At 63.1% G+C, this 11,380-nt stretch carries 11 protein-coding genes; 10 read left to right on the forward strand and 1 reads right to left on the reverse strand.

Going from position 1 to position 11,380, the window contains the following annotated elements:
- Positions 1-96 precede the first annotated feature (96 nt).
- The 7 genes from B2R83_RS20500 (at position 97) to B2R83_RS20530 (ending at position 6,177) form a co-directional block, all read left to right on the forward strand.
- Complete coding sequence (locus tag B2R83_RS20500) at positions 97-684, forward strand: DUF502 domain-containing protein (RefSeq protein WP_027865709.1); 588 nt, start codon at positions 97-99, stop codon at positions 682-684.
- An 86-nt stretch (positions 685-770) separates the two neighbouring features.
- Complete coding sequence (aspS, locus tag B2R83_RS20505; RefSeq protein WP_292044498.1) at positions 771-2,573, forward strand: aspartate--tRNA ligase; 1,803 nt, start codon at positions 771-773, stop codon at positions 2,571-2,573.
- An 88-nt stretch (positions 2,574-2,661) separates the two neighbouring features.
- On the forward strand, positions 2,662-3,120 hold the full coding sequence (nudB, locus tag B2R83_RS20510; protein WP_292044500.1) for a dihydroneopterin triphosphate diphosphatase: 459 nt from the start codon (positions 2,662-2,664) through the stop codon (positions 3,118-3,120).
- A 365-nt stretch (positions 3,121-3,485) separates the two neighbouring features.
- A complete protein-coding gene (locus B2R83_RS20515; protein ID WP_292044501.1) occupies positions 3,486-3,686 on the forward strand; it encodes a hypothetical protein in 201 nt (66 codons plus the stop codon).
- A 95-nt stretch (positions 3,687-3,781) separates the two neighbouring features.
- Positions 3,782-4,609 (forward strand): endonuclease/exonuclease/phosphatase family protein, encoded by an 828-nt coding sequence (locus B2R83_RS20520; protein WP_036208700.1) that lies wholly within the window; start codon positions 3,782-3,784, stop codon positions 4,607-4,609.
- Positions 4,610-4,612: 3 nt separating this feature from the next.
- Complete coding sequence (clsB, locus tag B2R83_RS20525) at positions 4,613-5,773, forward strand: cardiolipin synthase ClsB (RefSeq protein ID WP_036208698.1); 1,161 nt, start codon at positions 4,613-4,615, stop codon at positions 5,771-5,773.
- A 20-nt stretch (positions 5,774-5,793) separates the two neighbouring features.
- A complete protein-coding gene (locus B2R83_RS20530) occupies positions 5,794-6,177 on the forward strand; it encodes an RNA-binding S4 domain-containing protein (protein ID WP_027865703.1) in 384 nt (127 codons plus the stop codon).
- 51 nt (positions 6,178-6,228) lie between these two features.
- Here the strand turns inward: B2R83_RS20530 and B2R83_RS20535 are convergent, their stop codons facing one another.
- Positions 6,229-7,080 carry a transposase gene (locus B2R83_RS20535; protein WP_292044503.1) on the reverse strand — a complete coding sequence of 284 codons (852 nt, stop codon included), beginning with the start codon at positions 7,078-7,080 and terminating at the stop codon, positions 6,229-6,231.
- Positions 7,081-7,356: 276 nt separating this feature from the next.
- Between B2R83_RS20535 and B2R83_RS20540 the strand changes: the two genes are divergently transcribed.
- The 3 genes from B2R83_RS20540 to B2R83_RS20550 all read left to right on the forward strand — a co-directional run bounded on the left by B2R83_RS20540 (position 7,357) and on the right by B2R83_RS20550 (position 11,343).
- Positions 7,357-8,601: a DUF819 domain-containing protein gene (locus B2R83_RS20540; protein WP_292044505.1), complete on the forward strand. Its 1,245-nt coding sequence runs from the start codon at positions 7,357-7,359 to the stop codon at positions 8,599-8,601.
- Between the two features lie 286 nt (positions 8,602-8,887).
- Positions 8,888-9,502: a TetR/AcrR family transcriptional regulator gene (locus B2R83_RS20545; RefSeq protein ID WP_036208690.1), complete on the forward strand. Its 615-nt coding sequence runs from the start codon at positions 8,888-8,890 to the stop codon at positions 9,500-9,502.
- 50 nt (positions 9,503-9,552) lie between these two features.
- A complete protein-coding gene (locus tag B2R83_RS20550; RefSeq protein ID WP_036208687.1) occupies positions 9,553-11,343 on the forward strand; it encodes an acyl-CoA dehydrogenase C-terminal domain-containing protein in 1,791 nt (596 codons plus the stop codon).
- The last annotated feature ends 37 nt before the right edge of the window (positions 11,344-11,380 follow it).

Genomic DNA, 11,380 nt, shown 5'->3' on the forward strand with positions numbered 1-11,380 from the left:
GCTACCCCGGCGCCGGCGCCGGCGCCGGCGCCCGCTGCCGGCGGCGGCGACAAGAGCAGTACCTGAGCAGTCAGCAAATAAGAACAAGAGAATTCGATGCGCAAATATTTCCTGACCGGCCTGCTGGTGCTGGTGCCCCTCGTGATCACGGCCTGGGTCTTGAGTGCCATCATCAGCACCCTGGACCAGTCGCTGCTGTTCGTGCCGGAAGCCTGGCAGCCGCGCAGACTGTTCGGCATGGACATGCCCGGCTTCGGCGCAGTCCTGACGCTTGCCATCGTCTTCCTTACCGGCCTGCTGACCAATAACCTGGTCGGCCGCTACATCGTACGCGTGGGCGACCGCATCATGAAGCGGATTCCGGTGGTCAGCTCGCTGTACGGCAGCGTCAAGCAGGTGTCGGACACGCTGTTCTCGTCCTCGGGCAACGCATTCCGCACGCCGGTGCTGATCCCGTACCCGCACGCGGATTCCTATACCATCGCATTCCTGACCGGCGTGCCGGGCGGCGACGTGAAGAACCACCTGGTGGGCGACTACGTGAGCGTGTACGTGCCGACCACCCCGAACCCGACCTCGGGCTTCTTCCTGATGATGGAACGCAGCAAGGTCGTGGAGCTGAACATGTCCGTGGACGCGGCTCTGAAGCACATCGTCTCGATGGGCGTCGTCGCTCCGGAATAAAGAACAAAGAACGCAGCAAGCAAAGAACACAGGGCCGCCGCATGCGGGGGCGCCTTTCACGAATCAACCAACCTGGAACGAAAACCATGACCTCCATGCGTACTCACTACTGCGGCCTCGTCACCGAGGAACTGCTGGGCCAAACCGTCAGCCTGTGCGGCTGGGTGCACCGTCGCCGCGACCACGGCGGCGTGATCTTCATCGACCTGCGCGACCGCGAAGGCCTGGTGCAGGTGGTCTGCCACCCGGATAACGCCGAGGTGTTCAAGGCTGCGGAACACGTGCGCAACGAGTACTGCCTGCGCATCACCGGCACCGTCGTGAACCGCCTGGAAGGCACCGCCAACGCCAACCTGAAGTCGGGCAAGATCGAGATCAACACCACCAATCTGGAAGTGCTGAACGCCTCGGTGCCGGTGCCGTTCCAGCTGGACGACGACAACCTGTCGGAAACCACCCGCCTGACCCACCGCGTGCTCGACCTGCGCCGCCAGCAGATGCAGCACAACCTGCGCCTGCGCTACAAGGTGTCGATGGAAGTGCGCAAGTACCTGGACAACCTGGGCTTCATCGACATCGAGACCCCGATGCTGACCAAGTCGACCCCGGAAGGCGCCCGCGACTACCTGGTGCCGTCGCGCGTCAACCCGGGCAACTTCTTCGCGCTGCCGCAGTCGCCGCAGCTGTTCAAGCAGCTGCTGATGGTCGCCAACTTCGACCGCTACTACCAGATCACCAAGTGCTTCCGCGACGAAGACCTGCGCGCCGACCGCCAGCCGGAATTCACCCAGATCGACTGCGAAACCTCGTTCCTGACCGAACAGGAAATCCGTGACCTGTTCGAAGACATGATGCGCGTCGTCTTCAAGAACGCGGCCGGCATCGACCTGCCGAACCCGTTCCCGGTGATGGACTTCGCCACCGCCATGGGCTCCTACGGTTCGGACAAGCCGGACATGCGCGTGAAACTGCAGTTCACCGAACTGACCGAGCTGATGAAGTCGGTCGAGTTCAAGGTGTTCAACAGCGCCGCCAACATGGCCGGCGGCCGCGTGGTCGGCCTGCGCGTGCCGCAGGGCGCTTCGATGCCGCGTTCGGAAATCGACGCGTACACCCAGTTCGTTGCCATCTACGGCGCCAAGGGCCTGGCCTACATCAAGGTCAACGAGAAGGCCAAGGGCCGTGACGGCCTGCAGTCGCCGATCGTCAAGAACATCTCGGACGAGGTCCTGGCCCAGATCCTGGAGCTGACCGGCGCCGAAGACGGCGACCTGATCTTCTTCGGTGCTGATAAAGCCAAGGTCGTCAACGACGCCATCGGCGCGCTGCGCGTGAAGATCGGCCACTCGGAATTCGGCAAGAAGGCCGGCCTGTTCGACGACGTCTGGGCCCCGCTGTGGGTCATCGACTTCCCGATGTTCGAGTACGACGAAGACGGCGACCGCTGGAACGCCACCCACCACCCGTTCACCGCACCGAAGGACGGCCACGAAGACATGTTGGAAACCAACCCGGGCGCCTGCGTCGCCAAGGCCTACGACATGGTCCTGAATGGCTGGGAACTGGGCGGCGGCTCGATCCGTATCCACCGCGAAGAAGTCCAGAGCAAGGTGTTCCGCGCCCTGAAGATCGACGCCGAAGAAGCCCAGCTGAAGTTCGGCTTCCTGCTCGACGCCCTGCAGTACGGCGCGCCGCCGCACGGTGGCCTGGCCTTCGGCCTGGACCGCCTCATCACCCTGATGACCGGCTCCGAGTCGATCCGCGACGTGATCGCCTTCCCGAAGACCCAGCGCGCCCAGGATCTCCTGACCAACGCGCCGTCGGAAGTCGACGAGAAGCAGCTCAAGGAACTGCACATCCGCCTGCGTAACGAAGCGAAGGTTGCCTAAGTAGGGTGGTCGGCTTTGCCGACCGCGCGTTCAACTCACGCGGGCCTGGCCACACATCGGCCATGCCCGCGTTTGTTTTATCTGACCCATGCCCCACAAAATCCCCGAATCGGTCCTGGTCGTCATCCACACCTCCGCCATGGAGGTGCTGCTGATCGAACGCGCCGACCGCCCGGGTTTCTGGCAATCCGTCACCGGCTCGCTCGACTTTCATGCCGAACCGCTGATCCAGACCGCCACCCGCGAACTGTTCGAGGAAACCGGCATCGTGGCCGACGGCGGCCGGATCCGTCTGCACGACTGGGCTCTGGCCAACGTCTACGAGATCTACCCGGTCTGGCGCCACCGCTACGCCCCCGGCGTCACCCACAATACCGAGCACGTGTTCTCGGTCTGCGTGCCGCGCGACATCCCCGTGATCCTGAGCCCGCGCGAGCACACGCAATACGCCTGGCTGCCTTATCTCGAGGCCGCCGACCGCTGCTTTTCCTCATCGAACGCTGAAGCCATACTGCAGTTGCCGCGTCACATCCTTGCTGCAAAGTAAATCTTCGCGAAATACCCCCCACACATGGGGCTTTTGATAATTCCTGCTGGAAAATAAACTGTCGTGATACCACAACAGGAACCAAATTTTTTTTTGTGCACGGTTATTCACTTCCTTGACAATTTTCCATTCGTTTGTGTGCATCTGATGTCAAGTTGCTTTCATAAATCCTTGTTTTTGCGGATATTGCTGAGTTAGTTAAGATGATTTTGGTAATTAGTTTACCGAATGAAATTAGTCTTTTTCCCATCTGCACGATAGATTCGTCGTTTGACAGCCATCAATCTCTAGCATATTGTCGATGAGGTCGCTTGTAACAATTTTCGCGACGCAACTCTAACTAGATAGATCTACAGGGAGAAAACATGGACCTCGAACTGAAGAACGACGATAAGGTAAAAGAGATCAGCATCGGCAACGGCTGCATCCAGATTGACCTGTTGTCTGGCCTGAGGTTGTCCGGACCTCTGCTGTCGAACGACGAAGTGACCCGTGCATCCGCGCGCCCGCGCCGGATGATGGTGAGCGGTCACGAGGCTATTTCTGGCCAGATGGCATTTGTCTGAACACAGCGGGCTGGCCCCGCGACCAGATCACCCGGCAGCGCACAATTGGGCCTCGTTCCACGAGGACATCCGCCCGATGCGGTTAGAATGTTCCCATGAAAATTCGTGTGGCTACCTACAACATTCACAAGGGCGTCTCGTCATTGCGTAGTACGCCCCGGGTGATCGCCCTCAAGAAAGCAATCGCGGAATTCAACGCCGACGTCGTCTTCCTCCAGGAGGTGCAAGGACGGCATGACCGCTTCCAGGCACGCTACGGCAAAGAAGACCTTGCGCACCGGCACTGGCCCGAGACGGCGCAATACGATTACTTCAAGAACGAGAAGCACCACAGCGCCTACGGCATGAACGCCGTGTACGACCACGGCCACCATGGCAATGCGCTGCTGAGCGCCTTCCCGATCGAGAATTCGCACAACCACGACATCTCCGACCACGCCTACGAACAGCGCGGCATCCTGCACTGCGTGCTGAACACGCAGGCCGGCAAGGTGCACTGCTACGTGGTGCACCTGGGCCTGTTCGAAGGCAGCCGCGGGCGCCAGACCGACGCCCTGATCGAGCACGTCAACGGGTCCTCGCATGGCGAGCCGGTGATCATTGCCGGCGACTTCAACGACTGGCGCAACACCCTCAGCGACCGCCTGCGCAATGCGCTCGGCGTGAAGGAGGTGTTCGACGAGCTGGGGCCGAAGTCGCCGCTGGGCGACATGGTGCGCAGCTGGGCCGGCCGCCAGCCGCCGCCGCGCCGCCAGCCGCGGCTGGCGCCGGCGCGCACCTTTCCGGCCATGCTGCCCTGGTTCCGCCTCGACCGCATCTACGTGCGCGGCTTCAAGGTGGACAACGCCCAGGTGATGCACGGCCCGCTGTGGGCCAAACTGTCCGACCATGCGCCGATCGTGGCGGAACTGCAGCTCTCGTAGGCCATGCGCCACGTCAGCTTCGTAGACAACAACGACGTCACCCTCCTGGAAAGCGGCACCGCCTACTTCCCGGCGCTGATCGCGGCGCTCGACGCGGCGCAGTACGAGGTCTTCTTCGAGACCTATATCTTCGGCGAGGACGACACCGCGCGCACCGTGCGCGATGCCCTGATCCGCGCCGCCGAACGGGGCGTCAAGGTGCGGGTGCTGGTCGACTGGATCGGCACCGAACACCTGCCCGCCAAGCGCCTCGGTGCGGCCTTCGCGGAAGCGGGCATCCAGTACCGCATCTTCAATCCCTGGTGCCGGCGCGGCATCGCGCGTTCGCACCGCAAGATCGCCGTGGTCGACCGCGAAGTCGCCTTCGTGGGCGGCATCAACGTCAACGACGACTGGCAGTGCGACCACGCCGACCGCCACCGCCTGCCGGCCCCGCGCTGGGATTTCACGGTGCGGGTAGCGGGGCCGCTGGTGGCCCAGATCCACGACGAGGCGCAAGGGCAGTGGCTGCGCGCGGGTCGCCTCAAGATCCGCCAGCGCATCGAGCTGTTCAAGGAAATGCGCAAGGATCCGCCGCAGTCCTGCGAATATCCGGCGCGCGCCGCCTTCGTGGTGCGCGACAACCTGCGCAACCGTTCCACGATCCAGCGCGCCTACCTGCAGGCCTTGGGCCGCGCGAAACACAGCGTGCTGCTGGCCACGCCGTATTTTGCGCCGGGGCGCAAGTTCCGCAAGGCGCTGGCCCATGCGGCGCGGCGCGGCGTGCAGGTGACCCTGCTCATCGGGGTAGGGGAGTTCAAGATCCAGGACATGGTGGCCCACTCCTTCTATCCGAAACTGCTGGCCGACGGCATCCGGGTGGTCGAGTACCGCAAGACCCAGCTGCATGCCAAGGTCGCGGTGGTCGACGACGACTGGGCCACGGTCGGCTCGAGCAACTGCGACGGCCTGTCGCTGTTCCTGAACCAGGAAGCCAACGTGGTGGTGCTGGACGAGCGCTTCGCCGCCACCATGCGCGAGCACATCGAGCGCGGCATCGCGGACGGCGTGCCGATCCGTGCCGAGGAATTCGGCCATATCGGCTGGATCCGGCGTGCGAGCTATGGTCTGGCCTATATGGCGTATAAACTGGTCATGCGGATCTTCGCGATCGGCTATGCATGAATGGAAGCAAAAGGAACACCATGGAAAACGACAACGTACGCATCGACAAATGGCTGTGGGCCGCGCGCTTTTTTAAAACGCGTTCCATGGCGGCTGACGCGGTCGACCGCGGCCGCGTGCGCATTGGCGGCGAACCGGTCAAGCCGGCGCGCAACGTCAAGGTCAACGACAAGATCTTCATCGACAACGGCTCGGACCGTTGGGAAGTGATCGTGGCCGCCATCTCGGGCACGCGCGGCCCGGCGCCGGTCGCGCGCACGCTCTATTTCGAAACCGACGAGAGCATCGCCAAGCGCGAAAACGACAAGACGGCGCGCCGCCTGTTCCCCGAACCGAGCGCCGACATCAAGGGCCGCCCGACCAAGCGCGACCGCCGCGCCATGACGCGCATCGGGGACGAATAAAACCGGGGTCAGGTCTGACATTTGGACACGGCCTCTACTGTAAAAGGCTCTTCAACGCGGTGATTCCAGTTTTTCGAAGGCAGCCACTGCGCGGCTCACGGTTTTGGTCGACACACCGAAGGCGTGAGCAATCTGCGGCATCGTGAAGGCGGTCGAGCGATAGGCGCGCGCCATTGCTTCGGCCCTGTCGGCGTAGATGACCTGATATTCGGTCAATGGCAGCGCGACCGCCCGGCGCTCGGCCTTTGGCGCTTCCACGAAGGCTTCTGCAAGTTGCAATCGCTGGTGCGTTGAGACGAAGTCGTCTTCACCCAAAAGAACCTGATGGCGGACAGCGGCAAGCGGGCTGGCCTTGCCCAAGCCTGCCAGCACAAACGCCCGATATGCGGACACGGCGGCCGCATGCGCATCGCCGAATTGGCTGAGCAGCCAGTCGCACTCGAACCAGGCGGGTGCAGGCTTGGCACCGGTCAGGTAGTGATGACTGCTCCATTGCCATTCATCTAGCGAGGACACCAGCGCCGCACGTAAGGGATTCAGCACGATATATCGGCTGACTTCCAGCAGATGGCTCTCTTTCTGTACGAGAATCGCGTGATACCGGCCTTGGAAAAGATGTCCGACGAGTTGATGGCGCCGGTTGATGTGCTGCGCATACAGGCCATTGAGTTGGCGCATTCCTTGCGAAAGGTTCGCCTCCTGCGTCTCCACGAGCAAGTGATAGTGATTCGTCATCTGGCAAAAAGCGTGGACGACAAAGTTGTGGCGTTCGCATACGTGCGTCAGCACGTCCAGCCATAGGTGGCGATCGGCGTCGTGGTGATAGATCGGCTTGTGCCGGTTGCCGCGCGCTGTCACGTGGTAAAGCGCGTGGGCGAATTCGAGTCGGAGTGGTCGCGTCATGCCGATCACGGTACCGGACGCGGCATTGTCGGCGCTGAGATGGCGCAGCGGTGAGCAGGGTGGACGCGAAACGCCACGCCGTCGCGGTCAGGGCTGGGTGTCCAACGCTTGAGCTCGTGTCCAAATGTCAGACCTGACCCCGAGGGTATGCATGGATCTTTGGCCTTCTTTGCTGTAGGGAATGTAGAATGCGATTTCCCGGCCGCAAGGATCGCTGAGGCGTAAAGACGCGCGAAGCGGCTTGGCGGTCTCCGCCAACCTCTTCGTGTCCTTTCCATGCAGACTGCTGTTCCCCTCGTCACCAATGATGCCGTCGTGCTCGGTATCCTCGCATCGATCCTCGGTTTCGTCTTCTGGTCCTCCTCGCGGGCCGATGGCTTCTGGAAGAAGTTCTATACCTATGTGCCGGCCCTGCTGCTGTGCTACCTGGTCCCGGCCATCCTGAATACCCTTGGCATCATCGACGGCAGCCTGTCCAGACTGTACCCGGTGGCGCGCGACTACCTGCTGCCCAGCGCGCTGGTGCTGCTGTGTATCGCGATCGACTTCGGCGCCATCGTGCGGCTCGGCCCGAAGGCGATCATCATGTTCCTGACCGGTACCGTCGGCATCATGCTCGGCGCCGTCGCCGCGTTCGAGATCATGCGCGTCATCCATCCGGAGACGGTGGCCGGCGAGACCTGGCGCGGCATGACTACCATCACCGGCGCCTGGATCGGCGGCGGCGCCAACCAGGCCGCGATGAAGGAAGTGTTCGAGGTGGACGCCACCCTGTTCGGTCAGTTCGTCGCCGTCGACGTGCTGGTGGCAAACGTCTGGATGGCGGTAGTGCTGTTCCTGGCCGGCCGCGCCCAGGCGTTTGACCGCTGGACCGGCGCCGACCTCTCCGCCATCAATGCCCTCAAGGCGCGCATCGAAACCTACCAGGCCGAGCATGCGCGCATGCCGACCCTGACCGACGTGATGGTGATCCTGGCCGTGGGCCTGGGCGTCACCGGCCTGTCGCATGCGCTGACCGGCCCCACCGTGGGCTGGATCGCCAGCCTGCCGCAGGAATGGCGCCTGCAGGACTACAGCCTGACCTCGTCCTTCTTCTGGATCGTGGTGTTCGCCACCACCTTCGGCATGCTGCTCAGCTTCACCAGGGCGCGCAGCCTGGAAGGCGCCGGCGCCTCGACCCTCGGTTCGGCCATGCTGTACTTTCTGGTGGCGACGATCGGCATGCAGATGGACCTGAACGCGCTGCTCGACCGCCCATGGCTGTTCGTGCTGGGCCTGATCTGGATCTGCGTGCACGGCGGTCTGCTGCTGCTGGTGGCCAAGCTGATCCGCGCGCCGCTGTTCTTCATGGCGGTCGGCTCGCAGGCCAACGTCGGCGGCGCCGCCTCGGCGCCGGTGGTGGCCTCGGCCTTCCACCCGGCGCTGGCGCCGGTGGGCGTGCTGCTGGCGGTGCTCGGCTATGCGCTGGGGACCTACTGCGCCTATATCACCGGGCTGGTGCTGCGCAGCCTGGCGACCTGAGGCTGCAAGGAGCGGGCGCAGGGCGCCCGCTCGACATGTCCGGAATACGCCCGCGGCATACGCCACAAGCACGAAAAATGCTGTACCTTTACATCTGCGACAACGTTGTCCTCGCCAAGCCTGGCCGGGAACGCTCAGCAGGCGGCTTCACCTCGCTTGCCGTTGTCCTGCATCAATAGAATCTCGCCTCTAAGTTCCCGTTTGACATTTCATCTCTGGTAGATAATAGTACGAGCGTTCGGATTTTTTCGATTCAGGGGCAGCTATCACTACTTCAGCCAAATTCATGCGCAAGGGCGAACTCACGCGGGCAGCAATCCTGGACGTGGCGCTCGAGCTGTCGAGCCGCGACGGCCTCGAAGGCCTGACCATCGGCGTGCTGGCCGACCGGATGAACATGAGCAAGTCCGGCGTGTTCGCCCATTTCGGTTCGCGCGAAGACCTGCAGCTCGAGGTGGTCAAGCTCTACCACCACCGCTTCGAGCAGGAAGTGTTCTTCCCGAGCGTGCGCGAGCCGCGCGGCCTGCCGCGCCTGCAGTCGATGTTCGACCGCTGGCTGGCGCGCGTGTCGGTCGAGATCGCGTCCGGCTGTATCTACATCAGCGGCGCCGTCGAATACGACGACCGCCCGGGCCCGATCCGCGAGGAGCTGGTCAAGATGGTGCAGGACTGGCAGGACGCGCTGCGCCGCGCCGCGCGCCAGGCGATCGAGGTCGGCCACCTGCGTCCCGATGCCGATGCCGAGCAGCTGGTGTACGAAATGTATGGGCTGATCCTGGCCCTGCACCACGACGCCCGCTTCTTGCGCAATGCCGGCGCGGTCGAGCGCGCACGCCGCGGCTTCGAGCGGCTGGTCGAGAACTACCGCAATCCACATCCGCCGCAAGGCACCCCGGCTTAATCACAAGGCCGCAAGTCAAACAACACTTTACCTTCGTTCAGGAGAAAACCATGGGTCAGTACGTCGCGCCAATCCGGGATATGCAGTTCGTTCTGCACGAATTCCTCAATGTCAGCGAAGAGTTCAAGAACCTGCCTGCCTACCAGGAAATCGACGCCGACATCATCAACCAGGTGCTCGAAGAAGGTGCGAAGTTCACGCAGGAAGTGCTGTTCCCGCTGAATCACAGCGGCGACCGCGAAGGCTGCCATTTCGACGCCGCCACCAAGGCCGTGACCACCCCGAAGGGCTTCAAGGAAGCGTACAAGCAGTACGTCGAAGGCGGCTGGGCCGCGCTCGCGTGCGATCCGGAATACGGCGGCCAGGGCCTGCCGGTCTCGCTGAACAACTCCTTCTACGAGATGCTGAACTCGTCGAACCAGGCATGGACCATGTACCCGGGCCTGTCGCACGGCGCCTACGAGTGCCTGAAAGAGCACGGCACCGACGAGCAGAAGAAGCTGTACCTGCCGAAGCTGGTCTCGGGCGAGTGGACCGGCACCATGTGCCTGACCGAAGCACATTGCGGCACCGACCTGGGCCTGCTGCGCACCAAGGCCGAACCGCAGGCCGACGGCACCTACAGCATCACCGGCTCCAAGATCTTCATCTCGGCCGGCGAACACGACATGGCCGAGAACATCGTCCACCTGGTGCTGGCACGCCTGCCGGACGCACCCGAAGGCTCGAAGGGCATCTCGCTGTTCCTGGTGCCGAAGTTCAAGGTGAACGCCGACGGCTCGATCGGTGAGCGCAACGGCATCGCCTGCGGCGCCATCGAAGAGAAGATGGGCATCCACGGCAACGCCACCTGCCAGATGAACCTGGACGGCGCGATCGGCACCCTGATCGGCCAGCCGCACAAGGGCCTGCAGGCGATGTTCGTGTTCATGAACGCGGCCCGCCTGGGCGTCGGCATGCAGTCGCTGGGCCTGACCGAAGTCGCGTACCAGAACGCGCTGGTTTACGCCAAGGAACGCATCCAGATGCGTAGCCTGTCGGGCCCGAAGGCACCGGACAAGCCGGCCGACCCGATCATCGTGCACCCGGACGTGCGGCGCATGCTGCTCACCGCCAAGGCCTTCGCCGAAGGCGCGCGCGCCCTGACTTCGTACATCGCGCTGCAGATCGACCGCGAACTGAACCACCCGGACGAGGAAGTGCGCAAGGAAGCCGCCGGCGAAGTCGCGCTGCTGACCCCGATCGTCAAGGCCTTCATCACCGACAACGGCTGGATCGCGACCTCGGAAGCGATGCAGGTGTACGGCGGCCACGGCTACATCAGCGAGTGGGGCATGGAGCAGTACGTGCGCGACGCCCGCATCAACATGATCTACGAAGGCACCAACACCGTGCAGTCGCTGGACCTGCTGGGCCGTAAGATCCTGATGGACAACGGCGCCAAGCTGCGCGCCTTCGGCGAGAAGATCAAGGCGTTCGTCGAAGAGAACGGCCTGGACGAGTCGATGTCGGAATTCGTGACCCCGCTGGGCGAGCTCGGCGAGAAAGTCACCAAGCTGACCATGGAAATCGGCATGAAGGCCTTCCAGAACCAGGACGAAGTGGGCGCCGCCGCCGTGCCTTACCTGCGCGTCGTGGGCCACCTGGTGTTCAGCTACTTCTTCGCCCAGATGGCGAAGATCGCGCTGGCCAAGCAGGATTCGGACGACAAGTTCTATGCGGCCAAGCTGCACACCGCGCGCTTCTACTTCGCCCGCCTGTATCCGGAAACCGCGATGCTGATCCGCCAGGCACGTTCGGGTGCATCGAACCTGCTGGCCATGGACGCAGACCTGTTCTAACACCACATCACGCTGCATCTCGTCGTCCCGGCGCAGG

This window comes from Massilia sp. UBA6681 (assembly GCF_002454935.1).
In the GTDB taxonomy this organism is placed as follows: domain Bacteria; phylum Pseudomonadota; class Gammaproteobacteria; order Burkholderiales; family Burkholderiaceae_D; genus Telluria; species Telluria varians.

Bases quoted from the DNA above. Each gene is read 5' to 3' on its own strand.
- B2R83_RS20500 (WP_027865709.1), top strand. From the start codon at position 97: ATGCGCAAATATTTCCTGACCGGCCTGCTGGTGCTGGTGCCCCTCGTG.
- aspS (WP_292044498.1), top strand. From the start codon at position 771: ATGACCTCCATGCGTACTCACTACTGCGGCCTCGTCACCGAGGAACTG.
- nudB (WP_292044500.1), top strand. From the start codon at position 2,662: ATGCCCCACAAAATCCCCGAATCGGTCCTGGTCGTCATCCACACCTCC.
- B2R83_RS20515 (WP_292044501.1), top strand. From the start codon at position 3,486: ATGGACCTCGAACTGAAGAACGACGATAAGGTAAAAGAGATCAGCATC.
- B2R83_RS20520 (WP_036208700.1), top strand. From the start codon at position 3,782: ATGAAAATTCGTGTGGCTACCTACAACATTCACAAGGGCGTCTCGTCA.
- clsB (WP_036208698.1), top strand. From the start codon at position 4,613: ATGCGCCACGTCAGCTTCGTAGACAACAACGACGTCACCCTCCTGGAA.
- B2R83_RS20530 (WP_027865703.1), top strand. From the start codon at position 5,794: ATGGAAAACGACAACGTACGCATCGACAAATGGCTGTGGGCCGCGCGC.
- B2R83_RS20535 (WP_292044503.1), bottom strand. From the start codon at position 7,080: ATGACGCGACCACTCCGACTCGAATTCGCCCACGCGCTTTACCACGTG.
- B2R83_RS20540 (WP_292044505.1), top strand. From the start codon at position 7,357: ATGCAGACTGCTGTTCCCCTCGTCACCAATGATGCCGTCGTGCTCGGT.
- B2R83_RS20545 (WP_036208690.1), top strand. From the start codon at position 8,888: ATGCGCAAGGGCGAACTCACGCGGGCAGCAATCCTGGACGTGGCGCTC.
- B2R83_RS20550 (WP_036208687.1), top strand. From the start codon at position 9,553: ATGGGTCAGTACGTCGCGCCAATCCGGGATATGCAGTTCGTTCTGCAC.